Consider the following 21,944-nt stretch of genomic DNA (forward strand, 5'->3'; position numbering starts at 1 on the left):
GACAAGCAATGTCGACCTTGAAATCCGGGGATACGCGTGGACCGATCTCCTCGCTTATGCAGAATAACAATGTGCTCGGCTTCCTGTTCATGCTGCCGGCCGCGGTGTTCCTTGTCTGCTTCCTGACCTATCCTCTGGGGCTCGGCGTCTGGCTTGGCTTCACCGACACGCGGATCGGCCGTGACGGTATCTTCATCGGCCTGGAGAACTACCAGTTCCTCGCCGACGACGCCGTCTTCTGGCTGTCGGTCTTCAATACCATTCTCTACACGGTGATCGCCTCGGCGCTGAAATTCGCGCTCGGCCTCTGGCTGGCGCTGCTACTGAACCAGCACCTGCCGTTCAAATCCTTCTTCCGGGCGATTGTGCTCCTGCCCTGGGTGGTTCCGACGGTGCTTTCGGCGCTCGCCTTCTGGTGGATCTACGATTCCCAGTTCTCGATCATTTCCTGGTCGCTGATGAAGCTCGGGCTGATCGACGCGCCGATCAACTTCCTCGGCGATCCAACCAATGCACGCATCTCGGTCATCGTCGCCAATGTCTGGCGCGGCATTCCTTTCGTGGCGATCTCGCTGCTCGCCGGCCTGCAGACCATCCCGGCCTCGCTACAGGAGGCCGCCTCGCTCGATGGCGCGACGAGCTGGCAGCGCTTCCGCTATGTGACGCTGCCGATGCTGACGCCGATCATCGCCGTCGTCATGACCTTCTCGGTGCTCTTCACCTTCACGGATTTCCAGCTGATCTACGTGCTGACCAAGGGCGGGCCGGTCAACGCCACGCACCTGATGGCGACACTCTCCTTCCAGCGCGGTATTCCCGGCGGGCAGCTGGGCGAAGGGGCAGCCATCGCCGTCGCCATGGTGCCCTTCCTGCTCGGCGCCATCATGTTCAGCTTCTTCGGCCTGCAACGCCGCAAATGGCAGCAGGGTGGCCAGGATTAGGGGAATAACGATGTCGACCAATCTCAAAACCGCCGATCAGGTCCTGACCGACAATGCCGAGGGCATGAGCTATCTGAACCGGCTGCCGCGCCGCGTGGTGATGCTCTATCTGCCGATGGCGGTCTTCGTCTTCGTGCTGCTCTTTCCCTTCTACTGGATGGCGATCACCGCCGTGAAGCCGAACGAGCAGCTGACGGACTACAATAATTACAGTCCCTTCTGGGTGATCGGGCCGACGCTCGACCACATCAAATACCTCTTCCTCGAAACGTCCTACCCCGGCTGGCTGTGGAACACGATGCTGGTGGCGGTGGGATCGACCGCGCTGTCGCTGGTGGCATCGGTCTTCGGCGCCTATGCGATCGAGCGCGTGCGTTTCACCGGCTCGCGGCAGATCGGCCTCGTCATCTTTCTCGCCTATCTCATCCCGCCGTCGATCCTGTTCATCCCACTCGCCTTCATCGTCTTCAAGCTCGGCATCTACGACTCGCGCCTGGCGCTGATCTTCACCTACCCGACCTTCCTCATTCCCTTCTGCACCTGGCTGCTGATGGGCTATTTCCGCTCGATCCCGTTCGAACTCGAGGAGAGCGCCCTGGTCGACGGCGCCAACCGCTGGCAGATCCTGGTCAAGATCATCCTGCCGCTTGCAGTGCCGGGTTTGATCTCGGCCGGTATTTTCGCCTTCACGCTGTCATGGAACGAATTCATCTATGCGCTGACCTTCATCCAGTCCTCGGAGAACAAGACCATTCCGGTCGGCGTCTTGACCGAACTGGTGCGCGGCGACGTCTTCGAATGGGGATCGCTGATGGCCGGCGCGCTGTTCGGCTCGCTGCCTGTGGTCATCCTCTATTCCTTCTTCGTCGATTATTACGTGTCGTCGATGACGGGGGCGGTGAAGGAGTAGCGCCCGGACCGGCTTAACGGCAACGGGCAAGGCAAGTCATTTTTGCCTTGCCGTCGACGCTGCTCTGCACGCAGCCTGAGAGTGCGGGTATCAGTGCGATTTTCGCTCCAACCGATGCTGAGTGGCGCGGTTTTCGGCAAGGGCTCTGGCCACCGACTTGCGTCCTTCGCCTCAGTCGAGAAAGTGCGTCCGGAAAGCCAGGCGCCGGAACCCTCCTCGATCGCCGCAAACTTCTATGGCACGGTCCACCACGCGAATATCCTCGACGCGCTCGCCGGAGGGCCACGAGATGGCGCCTATGGCATGCCTTACTTCGGCTTGCCCGTCCCGGACGAGGGTGAGTGCCCCGGGACCTGAGAGGTCGTTTTCGCTGGAGTGGCTGAGCAAGGCTGCGGCCGCACTCTCTTCGACCCCCAAACAGCCGAAGTGTCGGCTCGACCACGGGGGATAGTCGCGGCCGCCGTTGGAATGCCAGAAAATAGTCATGGGCAAGCGGCGGGCATTCCGGAGGGAAAGAAACAGATCTCCCTCGGCCGGCCGCGTCACCGCGGTCCAACCCAAGCTGTGTTCGCAGCCTTCTATGGCGATGACGACATCCTCATGCCGCGGGTTCCACGGGAACCGGCTCAGATCCACCGATCCGTCGATCCCAGGAAAGCGGTCGGGCGCCGTTGACCGCGAGGGATAGCGCAGGCCGGAGCGCCCACGGGCGGAATCGACTTCGGGCGGCGCCGGCGGCGTCTCCCATGCCGATTTGGGGGAGCAACTGATGAGTCCGCCCCGAGGCAGCGACACGTTGGCATGGTTCGAAATGGCAATGCGGCCGCTCCCGCCGGCGAAGACATGGCGCTGATAGACCCAGGCGTGCCCGTCTTCAACCTCGAGCTCCTTGGTGACGGTCGCGCCGCAGACGGTGCGCTGCAGCTTGGCCCGCAGCCGCCCGGCCTCCTGTTCGACCACGTCCCAGGGTGAATTGGCGGTCCAGCCATGAAGGGGTGATCCCTCTTGGCTGCCTGCGAAGGGTGCGCAGAAGAAATCGCCGCCGAGCGCCATCAGATGCGGCGGCGTACCGGGCGGCATTGTCTCCTCCGTGCCGACCCATGGCGCACGGTGCAGCAGAGCGATTTCGTGCCCCTCATCTTCCACGGAAAAGCCGTCGAGGAGACCGGTCCGTGCATCGAAGCCGAAGCGGATTCCCTTGGCACGGATCTCGATCATGCCGCGATATGTCCGCCGGTGATGATATTTTCGACCTCCTGGATCGATGAGGTAGCGGGGCTTAGATCATCGGCGACGACGGTGCCGCGTCGCATCACCACCATGCGGTCCACCACCTGGAAGACATGATGGATGTTGTGCGCGATGAAAATGCAGGAGTGGCCGGTGTCGCGTGCCTCGCGCACGAAACGCAGCACACCCTGGGTTTCGGCAACGCCGAGATTGTTGGTCGGTTCGTCAAGGACGATCAGGTCGCTGTCGAAATACATGGCGCGCGCGATTGCCACCGCCTGCCGTTCCCCACCGGAAAGCGATCCGATCGGCGTAGTGGGCGGAATGTTCTTTGAAATTCCGACTCGCTTCAGAAGATCGGCGGCAACCGCGTTCATCCGCTCCTGGTCCAGCCGGTCGAGGAAGCGGGGGCCTGTTCTGAGCTCCCGTCCAAGAAAGAGATTGCGGGCGATGGAAAGCTGTGGGACCAGGGCGGAGTCCTGGTAGATGGTTTCGATGCCGCTCGCAATCGCGTCGTTGGTACTGCGCAACCGCACTTCGCGGCCCTTGATGAAGATTTGGCCGGACGTGTATGGAACCGCGCCCGACAGCACCTTGATCAGGGTGGACTTGCCCGCGCCGTTATCGCCGAGAAGACCGACGATCTCTCCCTTTCTTATGGTGAGGTTGACATCGCGCAAAGCGTGGACGCGACCATAGAATTTCTCAATGTGTCGCATCTCGACGAGGGTTTCGGTACCGCTCATCCTCAGACCCCCGTATTGTGCCGGCGCTCGAGGCCGGCATGGAGCGCCATCATCGCCAGAATGATCGCACCGATGAAAATATTGTAGGCGAGACCGGGCACCCCGATCAGGACGATCCCGTTGCGCATCAGTCGCAGGATCAGGACGCCGAGCATGGTCCCGAGGATCGTCCCGCGCCCTCCGGTCAACACCGTACCGCCGATCACGACCATCGCGATGACCTCGAGCTCATAGCCGGTCCCGGCGTTCGGGTTGGCGGCCGAGACCCGGATCGACGAGACGATGCCGGCAAAGGCCGCCATTGCCGCCGACAGCATGAACAGGATCACCTTGACCTTGGCAGTCGGCACCCCGCGGTTTCGGGCGGCATTGGGATTGCCGCCTGTCGCCTGTATCCAGTTGCCGAACCGGGTACGGGTCAAGACGTAGTGGAGTGCCAATGCCAGCGCCGCGAACCACATCAGGCTCATGAAGACACGCAGGTTGCCGATATAGAAGTCGCCGACCAGCAATTGCGCCAACCACTGCTCTCCGGCGCTCCACGTGCGCTGCGGAAAGCCGGCCGTCAGCCACAAGGCCGTGCCGCGGATGACCAGCAGCGTTCCCAGCGTTACCAGGAATGAAGGGATGGCGAGACGGGTGACAAAGAGGCCGTTGAAAAGGCCGATCGCCAGAGCGACGGCTATTCCCGCAAGGAAGGCCAGCGGCAGGGGAAGCAGCTCCGCATTGAACAATGTCCACATCACAACGGGGGCAAAGCCGAAGACGGAGCCGACCGAAAGGTCGAATTCCCCCGCGGTCATCAGAAGGGTCATTGCGAGCGCAATGAGGCCGAGTTCAACCGTGAAAGTCAGGGCATTGCCGACATTGATCAGCGACAGGAAGGCGGGGTTGATCGCCGTGAAAACGACCAGCATCGCGATCAGAAGGACGAAAGGCCCGAATTCCGGATAGGCGATAAACGTCCTGACCAGGCTAGGCCTGTCACGTTGCGGAGTAAGAGCGTCGCTGCTTTGCTCGATCATGGTTGACTCTCGCGTTGGGGCTGGAACAGGCATCCGCGGCAAGGTACCGCGGATGCCGGGATGGCATACTGATTTGCCGCCCATGATCTTAGCGTAGAACGGCGCCTTATCGGCCTCGTAGAGTGCGCCTGTGATAATGTCGAAGTTGATCGGGATGCCGTTCGCTTCAGCCATCAGCGCCGAGAGGCACATGTATGAAGTTGCCAACGGATCCTGCCACATTCCGGCATTCACATAACCTTCGCTGACCTCCGTGGTCGTATCCAACGAGTTGCCCCATCCCACCACCGGAATCTCGCCTTTGGCGATGCCGGCCTGATCCCACACGCGTTTGACAGAACCGGTTACGAGATCGCCGAGACCGATGACGGCATTGATCTTCTTACGGTTGGCGGTCACGTAGTCGGTCATCCGGTTGATGGCCTCGGCCTGGTCGTAGGACGCATCCTGGATTTCCCAGGTGATCCCGAGCGGCTTGAAAACTTCGTCGGCACCCGCTGATTCCTCTTCGCCGTAGCCTGCACCCGGAACTTCGAGCGGCATCCAGACGAAATCCCCCTTCTTCACCAGCTTATGGTCGACCAGATACTGTGCCCACGTGCGGCCGACGACCTTGAGGTCGACGCCGACATAGGCTCTCCAGGCCGGCGCCGGATCCTTGGTGTTGAAGTTGATGACCGGGATGTTGGCCCGGTTGGCCTCGTTGACAACATCCACCAAGGTGCCAGGCCCCGGGCTCGTCGTGCAGATGCCGTTCGCGCCGGCGGCGATGGCGGCGCGGATGGCTTCCTGATGGCTCGGTACATCATTCGAATGGAAGGACGTGTTGACCTTCACGCCGGTATCGGCAGCGAATTTCTCGGCACCCTGAAGAAAGTAGGTCCAGACCGGATCGGTCGGGGAGCCGTGCGATATCCAGTAAAAGGTTTTGTTCGCCGCACTCTGCGCCATTGCTGCTGCCGGCATCAGCGCCAATGCGGCCACCGCGCCCAGAAAAGTCCGTCTCAGCATGTCCCGTTTCCTCCCTTTGGTTTGGCCGGTCTCTAGCTCCTCCCGGCCGGTGAAAGCTGTTGTATGACGCGCGACGTGGCGGCGGGCGGCCTCCTCATTGCCGATCGACCCCGTCGATGAACTTCTTCAGTTCGCGCGGATCCATGCGGATCAGATGACGATCCTGCGGGAAGGCCCCACCGGCGACGTCCGCTGCATATTCGGTGAAAGCTGCGATCCGCTCGCGTTGCAGCCGCGCATATTCGGCACCGAAATCGCGATAGGTTCGGGCGTGCCGCGGGACGTGGCCTTCGGTGTAGCCCAGTATATCGTTGGCAAAGAGATACTGCGCGTCGCAGCCAGCCCCGGCACCCATCGACCACAACAGGATTTCGACCCGTTTGCCGATCTCAGCTGCGACTTCGGCGGGCACCACTTCGATTTCGACCGCGAAGGCACCGGCGCTCTCATAGGCTTTGACCTCCTTGAAGAGCCGCAACGCCGCCTCGGCAGTCTTGCCGACGGCTTTGAAGCCACCGGTCCAGGTGGCGCGGGCAGGAACCAGCCCGACGTGACCAACGACGGGAAAATATTCACGGGAGAGCTTTTCGACCGTCTTCAGCGAGCCCGAACAGTAGACCGCGTCGGCGCCGCGGCTCAGCGCATTGCCGCACCAGCGGAGATAATCGTCCGGCGTACCCATCTCGAGATGGGTCTGCCCGGTCATCGAGAAGACCGTCGGCGCAACCGCGCGGTAGCGTGGATCAAGGACGATCTCGGCCGGCACGGAGGCGATATCGATCCCCGCTGCTTCGGCGGCTGCCGCCTCATCGAGGCTGAAATAGCGCAGCATGGTCAACTGGCGCCGGCCTTTCCAGGCGCGCAGGTCCGCCACCGTCGGCAAACGGCGTGATGCGGCGCCCCGGCTCTCCTCTCTCCTCAACTCTGTCATTCGACCCACACCAGGACTTGCCCGTCCTCGCGCCGAACGGAGTAGGTTCGCAGGTTCTCGCAGGCAGGCGAGCGCTTGGCCTCTCCCGTTCGATAATCGAATTGGCCATTATGTCTGGGACACTCGATCAGATAGTCGAGCACCAATCCGTCTGAGAGCTCCACCTGCTCATGGGTACAGAGCCCATCGGTGCAAAAGAATTCGTCGTCAGGGCTGCGAAAGATTGCAAAACTCCGTCCGCCATGGACCCAGCCCAAAACGTCTTCCTTTTCGATGTCGTCTTCGGCGCAGGCAGCAATCCAGGGCATATGGTCCTCGTTTCCATGTTCAATCGGAATCTCTGATGGCGGGGCGATCATGCGAGGGACCTTTCCGGCACAGCCGCATGCAGCTCTTCGCGATAAGGCTTTGCCCCTTGCGGCAAGGCACGCTTGAGATAATAGCCGGGCTCCCGTCTCTGCCGAATGATCGCTTGAAACATCTCGCGATAGCCGTCCCAGATCGAGGTGTTGGCGGGCGGCAGGTCGTGCTTGATCGCCTCGTGCAGCCTTGCCAGCGCATGGTAAGGCACCATCGGGAACATGTGGTGTTCAACGTGATAGCCCATGTTCCAATAGATGAAGCGGCTGACGGGATTCATATAGACGGTGCGCGAATTAAGCCTATGGTCGAGTACGTCCTCCGCGAGCCCGCCGTGCTGGAGGAGGCCGGTCATCACCATATGCCAACAGCCATAGATGCGCGGACCACCGATCAGAAGAAGCGGGATCGCCGACTTCCAACCGGCACCGGCGATGAGCATGCCTATGCTGGTCAGCATAGCGGCTGCGTAGATTGCCATGTGCACCCGCGCCCAGAACACCGCCTTGGGCCATTCGCTCTCGGGCACATAGTCCTTCTCGTCCGGCGAGAGGGCCCCGGCCGCATTGCGCGCCAGGGTCCTGAGGTTCTGCCAGACCTCGACCACGCCGGTATAGGCGAGCGCCTTCAGCGTCAGCGCGATCGGATGCATCCAGGCGATCTCGGGATCGCGGCCGACAATGATTGTATCGGTATGGTGGCGGGCGTGGCTCCAGCGCCAGTTCACCGGGTTGCGTGCCACCTGGAACGAGCAGATGTGATAAAGCACGTCATTCATCCAGCGCGTGCGAAAGGCGGTGCCGTGGCCGCATTCGTGCCAGCGTGCATCGCAGGCCGAGCCATACATCACCCCATAGGCAAACCAGAATGGCACCGCCCACCAGCTGCCCCAGAACCAGATGCCGCCAGCGGCAAAAGCCACGTGGAGAACTGCCCATAAAATCGTGTCGCGGATCGCCGGCTGGTCGCTGCGCTGCATCAACTCCTTCATCAGCTTGCGCGGCACCTCGGTGTGATACCATTCGGCCGCCACCAGCCCCGCCTCGACGGCTTGTCTAGCGGAAGCACCGGTCAAACCGTAGTCGCGGGGGCGGGCGGCAGGCTGCCCGCATGTTTCGGTATTAGCCGAATTGGCGCTCATGCGATCATCTCCGGTGGCGGGAACAAATGCTGCGCTGAAAGCGACAGACCGGTCCCGCTCAGGCCGTTCACCAGGATTGCCGCCGGCACCTCGGATCGCTCCGGACACATCACCTGTTCGCCCCTACATCCATATTCATCACGCCGGGCCGCCGCGAGATCGGTCTGCTACCCGTAATGATCCTGCTGATGCCAAACTGGGCTGCCGATAGAAGCTTCGCAACTCAATATCACATCAAATCACATCAGCTGCTTCCTCCCCTGCTGATTGGAATTTCGCAGAACCTTTGGTAATTATTTGTATTTGAGACGCTTATTTCATTTCCGCCGTACCTAAATATGTTGCAGGTGGTATATGATGTAATTAGCCTCATGTTTTGATGTGACAAAACGGCATTTCCCTCAACTGCGCAAAGGGAAGGATCATGAAGAAAACGACCATTTCCGATGTCGCCCGGAAGGCTGGCCTCTCGACTGCAACGGTCGATCGAGCATTGAACGACCGTGGTGGTGTCACTGCCGCCAATCGCCAGAGGGTGTTTCGCGCCGCGAAGGAACTTGGCTATCTGCCGACCGAGGGGATGCTTCCCTTGCCCACGCGCCCCGCGCATCTGGAGTTCTTCATCCCCTTTGCGCACAACTCATTCATGCAGGACGTCGCCAGGAAGATCACCAGCTTCGCGTCATCCCTGCCGCTGGTGGCGTCGTGCAATGTCACGGCACTCGACGGCATCGACCCTGACGCGCTCGTAGCGGCGCTGGAAGGTCTTCCGCTCCGGACCAACGGCGTCGGCGTGATTGCCGTCGATCACCCGAAGACACGGCATGCGATCCGCCGCCTGTGCGAATCCGGCGTCCGCGTCGTGACCATCGTGACGGATGTTCTCTCGACCCCACGCTCTGCCTTCGTCGGCGTCGATAATCTGGTGGCGGGGCGAACCGCGGCGCTGATCATGGGCCTCACGTCGCGTGAGAAGAAGGGATCGATAGGACTGTTCCTCGGCTCGCGAACGCTCCACGGACACCAGCAGCGGGAATATGGATTCCGGACGTTGCTGGAGGAGCAATTCAAGCATCTGACGATCCTTCCTGCCATCGAAACCCGTGACGAGAACAAGCTGTCCCAGCCGGCGATGGAACGGATGCTGCGCGACACCGACGATCTCGTCGGCGTCTATTGCGTCGGGGCAGGCAGGGCCGGCATCGCCGAAGTTCTGCAAGCAGCGAAAGGAAAGAAGCGTCCCTTCGTCATCATGCATGACCTCACTGACGCGACGCGGGCATGGCTGGCAGAAGATCTGATCGACGTCGTGATCGACCAGAATGCGCGCCTGATCGGCGAGCAGGTTGTCATCAGGCTCCTCGGTTCGATCGCGGCAAGCACGCCGACCTTGTCTTTGAAGAACATCGAGCCACGGATCATCTTTCGCGAGAATATCCCACTCGTTTGAAGCGGAACGCGCTTGCGTAAGAGAATCTGTCGTGGAACGAATTCATCTATGCGCTCACGTTCATCCAGTCCTTGGATCAAGACCATTCCGGTCGGCGTCTTGACCGAACTGGTGTCCGGCGACCTCTTCGAATGGTGGCCGCTGATGGCGGGCGCGCCTTTCGGCTCGCTGCCTGTGGTCATCCTCTATTCCTTCTTCGTCATCTGCTACGTGTCGTCGATGACGGGGGCGGTGAAGGAGTAGCGAGATCTTGCCGCAACGGCTCAGTTCGGGCCGATCGCCCTGAGCAACGCTACGCACACGACGCCGGCCGCGACGGAGACCAGCATCGGCAAGCGAAGGGCCGCGAGCGCAGTAACGGCACAGGCGGCGCTCTCCGCGATCCCCGTTGCAAAAGCGGTCGGCGCCACCACGGCCATCAGCACTGCGGGCGGAATGGATTCGATCGCTTTGCGCCTGCCGCCGTCCAGCGAAACATAGCGCAGCAGAAAGAGCCCGCTGACACGCGTCAGGATTGTCGCAGCCGCCATGGCCAGAATGGCGAGCAGGGCCTGCAGGTCGAGCGTCATGGCGTCACCTCCAGGCGGCGCATACCGCTGAGGGTCGCCGCGGCGACACCGGCAACAGCACCGGCCGCGACATACCAGACGCCGGGTATGAAGTGATGGGTAAGCACGGCCGCCGCGGCGCTCGCAAGCAGAACGGCGCCAGTCTCGCGTCCCTTCCAGAATCCCATAATGAGCACGATGAAGACGGCCGGAAAAGCAAAGTCCAGTCCAAGCTTTGCGGGCTCGCCAAGAAAAGTGCCGAGGATGGCGCCCGCCAGCCCTGACAGAACCCATGCCAGGTAGAAGGGCGCTGCCAGCCCGGCAAACCATGCCGGTTTCAGCCTCGCCACACGGGCGCGGAATTCCGCCATCGCCCAGATTTCATCGGCCAGAAAGAGCACCGAGAGATAACGGGCGCGCGGTGAAAACGACTGCATCTTTGTGACGATCGATGCTCCCATCAGCACATGGCGGATATTGACGAGAAGGGCTGCAAAGCCGAGGCTTGTCCAAGAGGCGGGATGTGTCCAGATATCCATCGCCACGAATTGCGAGCCGCCGGCAAACACGAACGCGCTCATCAGGCCGACTTCAAGAGGCGAAAGCCCCTTCGTTGCGGCGACAGCGCCGAAGACCAGCCCAATCGGGATGACGGCGGCGACGAGTGGCGCGATCGCCCGCATTCCGCCTGAAAATTCCGCCCAGATTTCATTTTTGCGCACGTTCGAACCTCCGCTTGATGCCGAGGTCATAGAGCCGTGCCGAAGCGACGTCTTGAACGAAAGTGATTATCGCGCCCGATACTGGCCAGGGGTTAATCCCGTGCGCGCCTTGAAGTGCCTGGTGAAATGGGCCTGGTCGGCAAAACCGCATTCCAGCGCGACCTCTGCCGGCAGGTCACCGGCCCGCAGCCTGCGGCGCGCGCTCCTGACGCGGACATCGGTAAGGAAGGCGTGCGGCGTGATATGGAATTCCTTGCGGAAGGCGCGGATCAGATGCGCGCGGCTAAGCCCGGCGACGGCGGCGAGTTCTTCCAGCCCCAGATCGGTCGCATAGTGTTCCGTCAGATAATCCCGCGCGCGCCGAACCGCCGAACGCTCCGAGGTGTCGGTCGGCACGATGATCGAGCTTCCATGCTGGCGAAACATTGCGTCGAGCACCAGGAACATGCTCTGGCTGGTCTCCAGCGCCCCGACTCCGGCCTCCAAGGTCCGGTGGGCACCAAGAAACGCCGCGGCCAGTTTGGGATCGTGAAGAATCTGCTTGCCGAAGGCCGGCGTGCCGTGAAAGCTGCGGCCGGTGACATCCTCGAGGATTTCGCGAAAGAGCGACAGGTCGGGATAGATCATGCGATAGCGATAGCCGCCATCGGTCGGCGCCCCGTCATGCGTCTCGCCCGGATTGATCAAATAGAGATCGCCGGGACCGGAGGCCTCGCGAGCACCGCAGATCGTGGCGATCTGGCTGCCGCTCTCGATGGCGCCGATGCTGAACGTATCATGGGCGTGCGGTGCGAACTCATGCGTCAGGAAGGTCGCGCTCAGGCATTCCATGCCGCCGAAGCGCGGATCGCGCCAAAAGCGCGTCGTCTCTGCTCCAGCGAGTGGCATGGCTTCGGTCGCCTGTTCCTGGGAAATATTCTGCATCGGGCGGATATAGCAGTTTTCCCGCGACGCTTCTTGAACAAAAGTGATCCGCGAAATTGGCCAAATCCCAGACGATCGGCAAAAGATACCGGTCTTCTGGAAACATTGAGCTCGACTTATGCCGCGTTCAGACGTTCGGCGCTAACCGGCATTCCCATATGAAAGCCTTGGACGCGGTCAATGCGAAGATCCTTGAGGAGGGACAATTGTGCTGCCGTTTCGACGCCTTCCACCAGGATCGTATTCCCACGATTGCGGATGAGAGAGACCATGTCCTGAAGCATCGTCAACCCGCGTGGGTTGGAGCAGTCGTGCAGAAAGGTCCGATCGACCTTGACCGTCTGAAACTCGATCGCCCTCAGCCAAGAGAGGCCCGCGAAGCCGGAGCCGAAATCGTCAAGCCAAATTTCGACGCCGAGAGCCCGCAGATCCGCAATGCATTTCAGCACCTCCGACTGCATATCCATGTCCAGGCCCTCGGTGACTTCTAAGGCCAGCCGCGACCCGCGGACGCCGCACCGAGCAAGAATATCAGCGACGCTCGCGGCGAAGCCGGGTGACCGCAGTTGTATGGGCGACACGTTGACGCTGACGGTGGCCATTCGATCTGTCATTAGTATGTCACGGCATGCCGTCTCGATCGCCCACTTACCCAATTCGAGGATAGCGCCCGTTCGTTCTGCAACCGGAATGAATGTCCTCGGCGAAACCGCGGTGCCATCAGGCATCCTGAGGCGCATTAAAGCCTCGACGGCTTTTGCTCTCTCGTTCGTCAGGTCGAAGATCGGTTGGTAAACGAGCGAGACCAGTTTGCGGTCAATGGCCGCCGTCAGCAGCGGGACGAGTTTACCAGCATTATCGTCGGGGCGAGGCAACGAGGGATCAAACCTACGAATGCAATTTCGGCCATTGGCCTTGGCATTGTAGAGAGCAAGATCGGCTTCCCGCACTATTCGCTCCACTTTCTCTCCAACGCCCTCGCGGGTGAAAGCGACGCCGATGCTGACGGTTACGATCGGGCTATCATCTGGTCGCTCGTCATGAGCAATCGCCAGAAACTCGACTTCCATTCTGATCTTTTCGGCTAGGCTCATCGCGATCGAGGGAGTTTCAGCCGGCATGACCACGATAAACTCCTCGCCGCCGTACCTGCCGATCATGCCACCGGACGACTCTACAACCGCCTTCAGCGCATTGGCGACGACAGTCAGGCATCGGTCTCCTTCCTGATGCCCGTAGCGATCATTGAAGCGTTTGAAAAAGTCGACGTCGATGAGGAACACGACGAAGTCACAGCCTTCGTCTTTCCAGGCGGCCCAGCATTCGTCAAGCCGCAGATCCAGCGCGCGTCGGTTGTTTATGCCTGTCAGATAGTCGGTATTTGAAAGCTCGAGCAGCGACCTTCCGCGCTCGGAGGCTTCCCAGTGCTGATAGCGAGCCTCCGCCGCATTCAGCAGCACGTTTCGACGCTCGACATTCAATCGCCAATTGATGGAAGACGTAAAGACAAAGCAGGAAATGTAGAACATGCCGAAGGCCAGTTTGTAGATTTGACTTGAAGGAAAATACGCCTCGATCGTCACGAAAAATGCGCAGAGCACGAAGCTGGAGGTGATGACCGACAGCCGAAATGTGAAAGTGAAAAAGAGGTTTGCGCCCATCATGAAAATGGCGCCAAAAATCATGTAGTAAGACATGGCGGTGACGTCACGGGTGCCAATCGCCGGGCAGAGCCAGGCCAAATAGCCCGCAATCAGTGCAGAGGCGCATGTAATATCGAGCCAGATGGTTTTCGCTTTTGACAGTCGCAAGGCTTCGAAAGTCAGCAGCGCCATCGTTGCGACGACGAATCGCGCGGCGATTGTCACAGGCGCAACATCGGGAATCAGCCATTGATCGGGAAGTGCAAAGGCCACATAAACGGCGACCGCGATCCAAAGGCCATGCCGTGAGCTTTGCCTTCGGATAGCATCATTTTCAGCTTCCAGAGACTTGCAGGCCTCGGAAAATGAAAAGCTGTCGGTTGATTGGTCGCGCTGCACGGTATCGAAAGCCGCGCTCATGTAACGATGCCAGCCTGGCCACGATCTAACGAAGATAAACTGTAAGCCATGCTTCGGCGCCCTCCAAAATTTCGTTCGGCAACCTGCAACGGGTTTGTCTTGTTATTTAATGTTCGTAGAGGAGGAGGTTCCGACCCGCAATAGTAGAATTACCCTTATCCCGTGTAGATTCCAGTCGCATCCCATTCCGAGGTTGATTATGCTTAACGCTAGGTCAAGGGGGTCTCGAAATGGTACGAAGTCTTGTCTTGGATGGTGAAAGTCTGGTTGCGCCCGGTGAAATTCGCCAGGCAGCACGGAGGTTTGCACCGCCAAAGCCGGGCGACTTTATAGTTGCCAAAGCCGAGCTTGCCGTCAGCCTTGACGTGTCGATCCGCCAGTTCAAATCCGGTGTCGAGCCAGGTGCGATAATCGAGCGGCTCACCGAGGCCCTGCATCAGCTACGGCGTCGCATTCATCCTGACGTGTGGGACGTCATCGTTCCGATCGCGCAATCTCATCCGGTTGCTCACTATCTGCATCAGGATCCATTGACCCGCTGGTCGTTTGAGAAGCCGCGCGGCTATTCCGGCGACGCACGCCTTCTCGACTTCATCTACGGCAGGCCTGAGATCGAGAACGCAGTCGCATCATCGAGCGACTTGGGACGTTCGATCTACGCCTATACTCGAAATGCTTCGTCATCCGTCGCGGTAAGGGAGCGTCGAGACATTCTGGCGCGCCGCGTCGACGAAATCGCTTCGGCTCGGCCTGGTTCCATCGAAGTTCTGGCCATCGCTTCGGGGCATCTTCGGGAAGGGCCTTTGTCGCGCGCGCTCGGCGCCGGCGCGATCAAACGCTGGGTCGCTTTGGATCAGGACCCGATGAGCGTCGGAACAGTCGCCCGCGATTTCGCCGGCACGTCGGTCGAGGCGGTGAACGGATCGGTCAAATCCGTGCTCGGTGGAAGGCATGCACTGGGAATGTTCGATTTCATCTACGCCGCAGGACTCTATGACTATTTGCCGGACGCGGTGGCCGTCAAACTGACCAGGAAGTGCGTCGGCATGCTTAAGCCCGGCGGCACATTCCTCTTCGCCAACTTCTCCCCGGAAACGGATGTCGACGGTTATATGGAGACATTCATGAACTGGGCGCTACTGTTGCGCTCAGAACGCGAAATGGGCTTGATCGCCGGTGAAAGCGTGACTGGGACGGATGCGAAGATGTCTGTTTGGTCCGGCTCAAACCGCAGCATTGTCTACTGTGAAATCGAAAAAAAGTCCTAGGCCGCACGTTGATCGACGCCGGCAACTTCGGGCCTAGGACTTTACAGCTAACATGTCAGTCTGCTACATCTGATCCACCAGATGGGGGAGGAATGATTTTGCCGTCAAAATTCGGGCTTTCTGTCGCCCTTGCCACACCGTTTGACGGCAGGAGCGATATCGCCCTCGATGCGATGATTGCGCAGGGGCGGCGGTGCCTTGCTGCTGGCTGCGGCAGCGTGACGTTGTTCGGGACGACGGGCGAGGGCTCATCCATCGGAAGCCGGGAACGCGAGCGCGTGCTGGCGGCCTTTCTCGATGCAGGGATCGCGGCAGAGAACATCATCGCCGGCGTTCTGGTCGACTCGGCGGAGGATGCGGCGATACAGGCGGGCCACGCCCTTTCCCTGGGAGCCAGGAACATCCTTCTGGCTCCGCCGTCCTATTTCAAAAATGTCGGTGACGAGGGCGTCTTCCAGTGGTTTTCGGCCGTCTTCGTTATGCTGGGCGATCGGGCGCGTGACATCATCGTCTACAATATTCCCTCGATCACCATGGTCCCGCTGACGGTGTCGCTGATCGGCCGCTTGCGGAGCGCCTTTCCGCACATCGTCACCGGTGTCAAGGATTCGTCCGGCGACTGGCCATTCACGGAAAGTCTGCTCGAGGCCCATGGCGACCTCATCATCCTGATCGGCGATGAACGCCATCTTTCTAGGGGCGTACGACTTGGCGGCCAGGGCGCGATCTCGGGCATGGCGAATTTCGTACCCCGCGACGTCAAGCTGATGGCCGAAGACGGCAAGGACGATCCCCGCATCGAGGCATTCGTAGACGAACTACTCAAATATCCTGTTGTCCCAGCCGTGAAAGCCATGGTGGCACATCAGACATCTGATGAAATCTGGCTTGCGGTCCGTCCGCCGCTCGTTTCAATATCCGGGGAGGGGCAGAGCCAGCTTTTCCGCGCTTTCGACGGTCTTTTCCGGTCGAAATCCGCATAGGTCGGACATGGTGGTGGAGGAGGCGATGGACGTAACGGACGAGCAGCCGACGCTGCGGGAAAAGGCCTATGCGAGTTTCACGCGCCACCTGCTTGCGCGTGACGTGCGCCCCGGCCAGTTCGTTTCGCAGCGCCGTCTCGTGGAATTGACGGGACTGACGCTCGGCGCCATCCGCGAGCTCATTCCCAGGCTTGAAGCCGAAGGGCTGATCAAGACGGTGCCGCAGCGGGGCTTGCAGATCGCTCACATCGATTTGAACCTCATTCGCGAAGCGTTCCAGCTGCGCGTGTTCCTGGAAAAGGAGGCGGTGGCGCTCTTCACCCGGTCGGCGTCGGACGAGACGATCGCCGGACTGTTGAAGCAGCATCGGGATATTGCCGAGGCCATCCGAAACGGCGATGGCTCGCATGAATTGGAGCTGCGTGCCCAGGCCGTCGATTGGGGCATGCATGATGCCTTTATCGATGCCCTGGGAAATACCATTATTTCGAACGCCTACCGCGTGAACTCGATCAAGATGCGCCTGATCAGCCAGGATCGCTTTCGCATCGACGGTCACGTCGGACCCGTCATGGGCGAGCATCTGAAAGTGCTCGAGGCAATCGAACGACGATCGGCGGAGGACGCCGTCAACAGCCTTGTCGCGCATATCAATCATGCAAGGGATCGTGCGCTCAGGATATAATCGGGAATGAACAGCCGGGGATGAGGAGATCGCCGGCAAAAGGAGGAGGATCAACATGCCATCATTCTTCAATCCGACGCGGCGCGGTTTTCTGGCGGGCACAGCCGCTCTCGGGGCCAGCAGCATGCTCGGCATGCGGCCGGCCGCCGCTGCCGTCGACTGGAAGCGCTTCGCCGGCACGACGCTCGAAGTCAACCTGGTCAAGAGCCCGCGCAGCGAAATCCTGACCAAGTACCTGCCCGAGTTCGAGGAACTCACCGGCATCAAGGTCAATGCCGAAGCAACGCCTGAACAGCAGCAGCGCCAGAAGACGACGATTGAGCTCAGCTCCGGCAAGCCGAGCTTCGACGTCGTGCACATGAGCTACCACGTTCAGAAACGGCAGTTCGAAAAAGGCGGCTGGCTTGCCGATATCAGCGGTTTTCTCAAGGACCCATCCCTGACCGACCCGTCGCTCACTGAAAGCGATTTTGCCGAAGCAGGCCTGGCCTTCGCCAAGGATGCGAATGGCGTTCTGCGTTCGCTGCCCTTCTCGGTCGATTACTGGATCATCTACTGGAACAAGGCGCTGTTCGAAAAGAAGGGGCTTGCATATCCCACGAGCTTCGAAGAGCTGGCAAGTGCTGCGGAGGCACTGACCGATGCCTCGGCCAACACCTATGGCTTCGTCGCCCGCGGCCTGAAGAACGCCAATACGCCGGTCTGGACGACGTTGCTGCTCGGCTATGGTTCGAGCCCGCTCGGACCGGACGGCAAGCTGCGTACGACATCGCAAGAGGCGATCGATGCGGCCAAGCTTTATCAGAGGCTGATGACCAAGACCGCCCCTCCCGGCGTCTCCGGCTTCAACTGGGCCGAGGCGCAGTCGGCCTTCCTGCAAGGCAAGATCGGCATGTGGCTCGATGGCGTCGGCTTTGCGCCGCCGATCGAGAACCCGGAAAAGTCCCGTGTCGTCGGCCAGGTCGGGTACGGTATCATGCCGAAGGGACCGAAAGCACAAGCCGCGGGAACTTTCGGCGACGGCCTCGGTGTCGTCGCGGCAAGCCAGAAAAAGGAAGCAGCCTACCTCTTCTGCCAATGGGCGATTTCGCACGACATGGGTGCACGCCTGTTGCAGGCCGGCGCCGGCGTTCCTTTCCGGCAATCGGTTCTTGAGGATGCGACGGTCCGCGAAGGCGTCAAGATGCCGGCCGCATGGCTGGATGCGGTCGCCGGCTCCGGCAAGATTTCGCAACTCGCGCTGCCTGTCATCATTCCGGTCACGGAGTTCCGCGACATCTATGGCGTCGGTCTCACCAACATGATCGGCGGCGCCGATCCTGAATCCGAACTGAAGGCGGCGACGGCGCAGTTCGAACCCGTCCTGGCGAAAAGCGAGGGATAATGGCCTCGGCAAGCATCGAAACGGCCGAAGTGGCCAAGGCGCCAAAAGGCGGGAGCAAACCGGACCGGTTTGCTCCCAACTACTGGCCCTTCGTCATCCCGGCGCTCATCGTCATCGCAGCCGTCATCGTCTTTCCATGGGTGTTTACGGTTTGGATGAGCGTCAACAGCTGGACGCTCGGTCAGTCGCAGGTCTTTGCGGGGCTGGACAATTATATCAGACTCGCCACCGACATGCGCTTCTGGGAGTCGCTGTGGCACACGGTGCTCTATACGACGCTCTCCGTGGTCGTCCCCCTGTTTCTGGGGACGTTCGCGGCGCTGATCTTTGATGCCCAGTTTCCGCTGCGCGGTCTCATACGCGGCATATTCGTCATGCCGATGATGGCGACCCCCGTCGCTATCGCGCTCGTCTGGACGATGATGTACCACCCGCAGCTCGGCGTGCTCAACTATCTCCTCTCCTTCGTCGGCATCGGCCCGCAGGAATGGATCTACAATCAGAGCAGCGTCATTCCCTCGCTGGTTCTGGTCGAGAGCTGGCAGTGGACGCCGCTCGTCATGCTGATCGTGCTCGGCGGCCTGGCGGCAGTTCCGCGCGAACCTTATGAAAGTGCGGAGATCGATGGCGCCAATGTCTGGCAGAAATTCCGCTATCTGACGCTGCCGATGATCGCGCCGTTCCTGATGATCGCCGCGATCATTCGCAGCATTGATGCCGTGAAGAGCTTCGACATCATCTATGCCATGACCCAGGGCGGCCCGGGCACGGCGTCGGAAACGATCAACATTTATCTCTACAACACCGCCTTCGCCTATTACGACATCGGCTACGGCTCGGCCATGGCGGTTGTTTTCTTCATCCTCATCGTGTTGCTCTCCTTCGTCCTTATGATGATCCGGCAGCGCGTGAACTGGTCGGACGGGGAGGCACGCTGATGAAGCGCAAGACACTCGACCGCATCGGACTGCTGTTCGTCGCCCTGGTGATGATCTCGCCGGTCGTCCTGTTTTTCCTCTGGATGATCTCGCTGTCGCTAAAATATGAGATCGACAACGGCGCCTATCCACCGATCTTCATTCCGGAGCGTTTCGCCTGGACGAACTATCTGAAGGTCTTCGAGGAGAACAATTTCTTCCTCTATCTCTGGAATTCGCTGCTGGTGACGGGATCGGCCACGCTTCTGGCGCTGCTGATCGGCGTGCCGGCCGGCTACGGCATTGCGCGTCTGAAGGCGGAAAAGTCGGCGATGGTCATCATGATCGCGCGCATGACGCCGGGCCTGTCCTTCCTCATTCCGCTCTTCCTGCTGTTCCAGTGGCTGAACCTGCTCGGCACGCTGATGCCGCAGATCATCATCCATCTCGTTGTCACCGTGCCGATCGTCGTCTGGATCATGATCGGCTATTTCGAAACGACGCCGATGGAGCTGGAAGAGGCAGCAAGCATCGACGGCGCGACGCCCTGGCAGGTTTTCCGCCTGGTCGCCTTGCCGATCGCGAGGCCGGGGATTGTCGTCTCCTTCATCCTGTCGGTCATTTTCTCCTGGAACAACTTCGTCTTTGGCATCGTGCTCGCCAGTCGCGAGACGCGCACGCTTCCCGTCGCCGTCTACAACATGCTCTCCTTCGAACAGGTCAGTTGGGGGCCGCTTGCAGCGGCGGCGTTGATCGTCACCTTGCCAGTGCTGATATTGACCGTGTTTGCCCAACGGCAGATCGTGGCTGGTCTGACGGCCGGCGCCGTCAAGTGACCGGACGAGGCAACCGTTGACCACTCCCTTCGCCTTCGACCCGCCACCTGGTCCGGCGCGCCGCGTTTTATGTGTCGGCGCGGCGGTTCTGGATACTCTCTTCCGTGTGCGCTCACTGCCCACAGGCCAGGGCAAGATCCTGCCTTACGAGATGCTGCAGGTCGCCGAAGGCATGGCGTCGAGCGCGGCATTCGCCATCGCCCGGCTTGGCGGCGATGCCAGCCTCTGGGGCGCGGTTGGCGACGATGCCACGGGCGAACGCATCATTTCCGACCTCGGGGATAGCGGCATAGACACGAGCGGCATGACGGTTGTGCGGGGCGCCCGCTCGGCCGTCTCGACGATCCTCATCGATGACGAGGGCGAACGCCTGATCGTGCCCTTCTATGACGAGCGGCTCCACGATCAGGTCAGGCCGGTCAGCGCGCAGGAGATTTCCGCCTTCGATGCCGTGCTTGTCGACGTTCGTTGGCCGAAGCTTGCGCTGCGGACGCTGATCGCCGCCGGCGAAGCTGGCAAGCCGGCCATTCTCGATGGCGATGTTGCGGGCGAGGGCGTCATCGAAATGCTGGCGCCGGCCGCCAGCCACATCATCTTTTCGCAGCCGGCGGCCGAGCGGCTTGCAGGAACGGCAGATCTCGTGGAAAGCGTCGGCCTCCTGAAGCGCAAATTTGAACATGCTTTCATCAGCGTCACGGCCGGCGAGAGCGGCTCCCTGTGGTTCGATGAACCAAGCAGCGACATCCGCCATCTTGCCGCTCCTACGGTCAGAGCGGTCGACACGCTTGCGGCGGGCGACATCTTCCATGGCGCTTTCGCGCTGGCGATCGCTGGAGGCCTGCCGATCGAAGAGACGATGCGCTTGTCGTCCATGGCGGCGGCGCTCAAATGCCAGGTGTTCGGCGGGCGCACCGGCGCGCCCACACGAGCCGAGGTGTGCGATGCTCTTCGGACTTGGAACATTGGCGTTTCCCAGAAGGCGAGCAAAATCGTTCGATAGCTGAGCCGGACGCAGCGGCGTCGCCGACGGCGCGTCTCGCCGCCGTAGGAAGGCAGTTGCCTTGCCAAATTTTGCCATGGCGGCTACTTTGGCCCCATGAGCACAATGAATATCTCGCTACCGGATAATCTGAAGCACTTCGTCGACCAGCAGGTCGCCGGTCGAGGATATGGCACGAGCAGCGAGTATGTGCGCGAACTGATCCGTCGCGATAGGGATCGGCAGCAGTTGCGCAATCTCCTGCTTGAGGGCGCGTCGTCCGAGGCGACCGAGCCAGTTAATACGGACTATTTCGATAGTTTGCGCGAGCGCGCAACGAAACAAAGCTCCAAGTGACCGCGAAACCTATCGTCCCCCGCCAGTCGGCTCGCGGGGATGTCGAGAATGCCGTGAATTATTACGCCCACACGGCGGGAGCACAGATAGCGATAGGCTTCATCGATGCACTGCAATTGACCTATACTTTTATTGCAGAGCATCCTGCATCGGGTACATTGCGTCACGCATATGAACTCGGCCTCCCCGAGCTGCAGTGCATGACGATGAGGGGTTTTCCTTATGTGATCTTCTATCTTGAGCGAGCCGACCACATCGACGTGTGGCGGCTTCTGCACGCCAAGCAGGATATTCCGGTGTGGCTGCAGGATTCAGAAGAATCGGATTAGCTCGGCATATCTTGACAGGTCTCTTCCGAGAAAGGTTCGGTTCCATAAGCTGTCTTATGTGATCTTTGTGTGTAGCCGGGTGGGTTCAAGGATGAAGTGCGACTTGCGATAGATGCCAATGGGTTATCACTCGCAAGGAATGGCTGATGAGACGCACCTACTCCCAGATCGACATGGATGAACGTCGCAGGATCGCTCGCTGGC

22 protein-coding genes and 2 pseudogenes are annotated in these 21,944 nt (G+C 60.4%); 13 read left to right on the plus strand and 11 right to left on the minus strand.

What is annotated here, in order from left to right; genetic code table 11:
* Positions 1-8 precede the first annotated feature (8 nt).
* Positions 9-941, plus strand: coding sequence for a carbohydrate ABC transporter permease (locus tag A7X77_RS18010; RefSeq protein WP_064684202.1), 933 nt, complete (start codon positions 9-11; stop codon positions 939-941).
* Between the two features lie 10 nt (positions 942-951).
* A complete protein-coding gene (locus A7X77_RS18015) occupies positions 952-1,851 on the plus strand; it encodes a carbohydrate ABC transporter permease (RefSeq protein WP_064684203.1) in 900 nt (299 codons plus the stop codon).
* Positions 1,852-2,022: 171 nt separating this feature from the next.
* On the opposite strand, the gene A7X77_RS18020 is transcribed toward A7X77_RS18015, so the two are convergent.
* The 7 genes and pseudogenes from A7X77_RS18020 to A7X77_RS18050 all read right to left on the minus strand — a co-directional run bounded on the left by A7X77_RS18020 (position 2,023) and on the right by A7X77_RS18050 (position 8,295).
* Positions 2,023-3,069 (minus strand): hypothetical protein, encoded by a 1,047-nt coding sequence (locus tag A7X77_RS18020; RefSeq protein ID WP_064684204.1) that lies wholly within the window; start codon positions 3,067-3,069, stop codon positions 2,023-2,025.
* Complete coding sequence (locus tag A7X77_RS18025; protein ID WP_064684205.1) at positions 3,066-3,827, minus strand: ATP-binding cassette domain-containing protein; 762 nt, start codon at positions 3,825-3,827, stop codon at positions 3,066-3,068. The genes A7X77_RS18020 and A7X77_RS18025 overlap by 4 nt, the downstream gene beginning before the upstream one ends.
* Before the next feature lie 2 nt (positions 3,828-3,829).
* Positions 3,830-4,852, minus strand: coding sequence for an ABC transporter permease (locus A7X77_RS18030; protein ID WP_064684245.1), 1,023 nt, complete (start codon positions 4,850-4,852; stop codon positions 3,830-3,832).
* Positions 4,853-4,924: 72 nt separating this feature from the next.
* Positions 4,925-5,863, minus strand: a pseudogene (locus A7X77_RS18035) (substrate-binding domain-containing protein); the annotation flags it as partial.
* A gap of 94 nt (positions 5,864-5,957) precedes the next feature.
* Complete coding sequence (locus A7X77_RS18040) at positions 5,958-6,794, minus strand: 3-methyl-2-oxobutanoate hydroxymethyltransferase (RefSeq protein WP_064684206.1); 837 nt, start codon at positions 6,792-6,794, stop codon at positions 5,958-5,960.
* Positions 6,791-7,102, minus strand: a complete 312-nt coding sequence (locus A7X77_RS18045) for a MocE family 2Fe-2S type ferredoxin (protein ID WP_064684246.1) — start codon at positions 7,100-7,102, stop codon at positions 6,791-6,793. The genes A7X77_RS18040 and A7X77_RS18045 overlap by 4 nt, the downstream gene beginning before the upstream one ends.
* A gap of 47 nt (positions 7,103-7,149) precedes the next feature.
* Positions 7,150-8,295: a fatty acid desaturase family protein gene (locus A7X77_RS18050; protein WP_064684207.1), complete on the minus strand. Its 1,146-nt coding sequence runs from the start codon at positions 8,293-8,295 to the stop codon at positions 7,150-7,152.
* 424 nt (positions 8,296-8,719) lie between these two features.
* Here A7X77_RS18050 and A7X77_RS18055 point away from each other — a divergent pair, with 424 nt between their 5' ends.
* A complete protein-coding gene (locus tag A7X77_RS18055) occupies positions 8,720-9,745 on the plus strand; it encodes a LacI family DNA-binding transcriptional regulator (protein WP_064684208.1) in 1,026 nt (341 codons plus the stop codon).
* A gap of 26 nt (positions 9,746-9,771) precedes the next feature.
* Positions 9,772-9,988, plus strand: a pseudogene (locus tag A7X77_RS18060) (carbohydrate ABC transporter permease); the annotation flags it as partial.
* A 20-nt stretch (positions 9,989-10,008) separates the two neighbouring features.
* On the opposite strand, the gene A7X77_RS18065 reads toward A7X77_RS18060, so the two are convergent.
* The 4 genes from A7X77_RS18065 to A7X77_RS18080 form a co-directional block, all read right to left on the minus strand.
* Entirely contained in the window at positions 10,009-10,314 is a 306-nt protein-coding gene (locus A7X77_RS18065; protein WP_064684210.1) for an AzlD family protein, read from the minus strand.
* Positions 10,311-11,045, minus strand: a complete 735-nt coding sequence (locus tag A7X77_RS18070; RefSeq protein WP_064684211.1) for an AzlC family ABC transporter permease — start codon at positions 11,043-11,045, stop codon at positions 10,311-10,313. The genes A7X77_RS18065 and A7X77_RS18070 overlap by 4 nt, the downstream gene beginning before the upstream one ends.
* 36 nt (positions 11,046-11,081) lie before the next feature.
* Positions 11,082-11,939 carry an AraC family transcriptional regulator gene (locus tag A7X77_RS18075; RefSeq protein WP_064684212.1) on the minus strand — a complete coding sequence of 286 codons (858 nt, stop codon included), beginning with the start codon at positions 11,937-11,939 and terminating at the stop codon, positions 11,082-11,084.
* A 116-nt stretch (positions 11,940-12,055) separates the two neighbouring features.
* On the minus strand, positions 12,056-14,002 hold the full coding sequence (locus A7X77_RS18080) for a putative bifunctional diguanylate cyclase/phosphodiesterase (RefSeq protein WP_064684213.1): 1,947 nt from the start codon (positions 14,000-14,002) through the stop codon (positions 12,056-12,058).
* Between the two features lie 230 nt (positions 14,003-14,232).
* Between A7X77_RS18080 and A7X77_RS18085 the strand changes: the two genes are divergently transcribed.
* The 9 genes from A7X77_RS18085 to A7X77_RS18125 all read left to right on the plus strand — a co-directional run bounded on the left by A7X77_RS18085 (position 14,233) and on the right by A7X77_RS18125 (position 21,740).
* Entirely contained in the window at positions 14,233-15,270 is a 1,038-nt protein-coding gene (locus A7X77_RS18085) for a class I SAM-dependent methyltransferase (RefSeq protein ID WP_064684214.1), read from the plus strand.
* 98 nt (positions 15,271-15,368) lie between these two features.
* Positions 15,369-16,253: a dihydrodipicolinate synthase family protein gene (locus A7X77_RS18090; RefSeq protein ID WP_156668126.1), complete on the plus strand. Its 885-nt coding sequence runs from the start codon at positions 15,369-15,371 to the stop codon at positions 16,251-16,253.
* Between the two features lie 7 nt (positions 16,254-16,260).
* A complete protein-coding gene (locus tag A7X77_RS18095) occupies positions 16,261-16,938 on the plus strand; it encodes a GntR family transcriptional regulator (RefSeq protein WP_197486855.1) in 678 nt (225 codons plus the stop codon).
* Positions 16,939-16,993: 55 nt separating this feature from the next.
* The gene (locus tag A7X77_RS18100) at positions 16,994-18,322 is read left to right on the plus strand and encodes an ABC transporter substrate-binding protein (RefSeq protein ID WP_064684217.1); all 1,329 of its coding nucleotides are present in this window, start codon (positions 16,994-16,996) and stop codon (positions 18,320-18,322) included.
* Positions 18,322-19,260 carry a carbohydrate ABC transporter permease gene (locus tag A7X77_RS18105; RefSeq protein ID WP_064684218.1) on the plus strand — a complete coding sequence of 313 codons (939 nt, stop codon included), beginning with the start codon at positions 18,322-18,324 and terminating at the stop codon, positions 19,258-19,260. Before A7X77_RS18100 ends, A7X77_RS18105 begins: the two co-directional genes overlap by 1 nt.
* Positions 19,260-20,075: a carbohydrate ABC transporter permease gene (locus tag A7X77_RS18110; protein WP_064684219.1), complete on the plus strand. Its 816-nt coding sequence runs from the start codon at positions 19,260-19,262 to the stop codon at positions 20,073-20,075. The genes A7X77_RS18105 and A7X77_RS18110 overlap by 1 nt, the downstream gene beginning before the upstream one ends.
* A gap of 16 nt (positions 20,076-20,091) precedes the next feature.
* On the plus strand, positions 20,092-21,075 hold the full coding sequence (locus A7X77_RS18115) for a sugar kinase (protein WP_064684220.1): 984 nt from the start codon (positions 20,092-20,094) through the stop codon (positions 21,073-21,075).
* A 96-nt stretch (positions 21,076-21,171) separates the two neighbouring features.
* Positions 21,172-21,411, plus strand: a complete 240-nt coding sequence (locus A7X77_RS18120) for a type II toxin-antitoxin system ParD family antitoxin (RefSeq protein WP_064684221.1) — start codon at positions 21,172-21,174, stop codon at positions 21,409-21,411.
* Positions 21,408-21,740 carry a type II toxin-antitoxin system RelE/ParE family toxin gene (locus A7X77_RS18125; RefSeq protein ID WP_064684222.1) on the plus strand — a complete coding sequence of 111 codons (333 nt, stop codon included), beginning with the start codon at positions 21,408-21,410 and terminating at the stop codon, positions 21,738-21,740. Before A7X77_RS18120 ends, A7X77_RS18125 begins: the two co-directional genes overlap by 4 nt.
* The last annotated feature ends 204 nt before the right edge of the window (positions 21,741-21,944 follow it).

Source organism: Rhizobium bangladeshense, assembly GCF_001662075.1.
GTDB lineage: Bacteria > Pseudomonadota > Alphaproteobacteria > Rhizobiales > Rhizobiaceae > Rhizobium > Rhizobium bangladeshense_B.

Excerpts from the sequence above, each read along its gene's own strand:
- A7X77_RS18110 (WP_064684219.1), top strand. The coding sequence starts at position 19,260 with ATGAAGCGCAAGACACTCGACCGCATCGGACTGCTGTTCGTCGCCCTG.
- A7X77_RS18065 (WP_064684210.1), bottom strand. The coding sequence starts at position 10,314 with ATGACGCTCGACCTGCAGGCCCTGCTCGCCATTCTGGCCATGGCGGCT.
- A7X77_RS18120 (WP_064684221.1), top strand. The coding sequence starts at position 21,172 with ATGAGCACAATGAATATCTCGCTACCGGATAATCTGAAGCACTTCGTC.
- A7X77_RS18030 (WP_064684245.1), bottom strand. The coding sequence starts at position 4,852 with ATGATCGAGCAAAGCAGCGACGCTCTTACTCCGCAACGTGACAGGCCT.
- A7X77_RS18080 (WP_064684213.1), bottom strand. The coding sequence starts at position 14,002 with ATGAGCGCGGCTTTCGATACCGTGCAGCGCGACCAATCAACCGACAGC.
- A7X77_RS18040 (WP_064684206.1), bottom strand. The coding sequence starts at position 6,794 with ATGACAGAGTTGAGGAGAGAGGAGAGCCGGGGCGCCGCATCACGCCGT.
- A7X77_RS18100 (WP_064684217.1), top strand. The coding sequence starts at position 16,994 with ATGCCATCATTCTTCAATCCGACGCGGCGCGGTTTTCTGGCGGGCACA.
- A7X77_RS18010 (WP_064684202.1), top strand. The coding sequence starts at position 9 with ATGTCGACCTTGAAATCCGGGGATACGCGTGGACCGATCTCCTCGCTT.
- A7X77_RS18095 (WP_197486855.1), top strand. The coding sequence starts at position 16,261 with ATGGTGGTGGAGGAGGCGATGGACGTAACGGACGAGCAGCCGACGCTG.
- A7X77_RS18085 (WP_064684214.1), top strand. The coding sequence starts at position 14,233 with ATGGTACGAAGTCTTGTCTTGGATGGTGAAAGTCTGGTTGCGCCCGGT.
- A7X77_RS18045 (WP_064684246.1), bottom strand. The coding sequence starts at position 7,102 with ATGCCCTGGATTGCTGCCTGCGCCGAAGACGACATCGAAAAGGAAGAC.
- A7X77_RS18075 (WP_064684212.1), bottom strand. The coding sequence starts at position 11,939 with ATGCAGAATATTTCCCAGGAACAGGCGACCGAAGCCATGCCACTCGCT.
- A7X77_RS18055 (WP_064684208.1), top strand. The coding sequence starts at position 8,720 with ATGAAGAAAACGACCATTTCCGATGTCGCCCGGAAGGCTGGCCTCTCG.
- A7X77_RS18020 (WP_064684204.1), bottom strand. The coding sequence starts at position 3,069 with ATGATCGAGATCCGTGCCAAGGGAATCCGCTTCGGCTTCGATGCACGG.
- A7X77_RS18015 (WP_064684203.1), top strand. The coding sequence starts at position 952 with ATGTCGACCAATCTCAAAACCGCCGATCAGGTCCTGACCGACAATGCC.
- A7X77_RS18105 (WP_064684218.1), top strand. The coding sequence starts at position 18,322 with ATGGCCTCGGCAAGCATCGAAACGGCCGAAGTGGCCAAGGCGCCAAAA.
- A7X77_RS18050 (WP_064684207.1), bottom strand. The coding sequence starts at position 8,295 with ATGAGCGCCAATTCGGCTAATACCGAAACATGCGGGCAGCCTGCCGCC.
- A7X77_RS18025 (WP_064684205.1), bottom strand. The coding sequence starts at position 3,827 with ATGAGCGGTACCGAAACCCTCGTCGAGATGCGACACATTGAGAAATTC.
- A7X77_RS18070 (WP_064684211.1), bottom strand. The coding sequence starts at position 11,045 with ATGACCTCGGCATCAAGCGGAGGTTCGAACGTGCGCAAAAATGAAATC.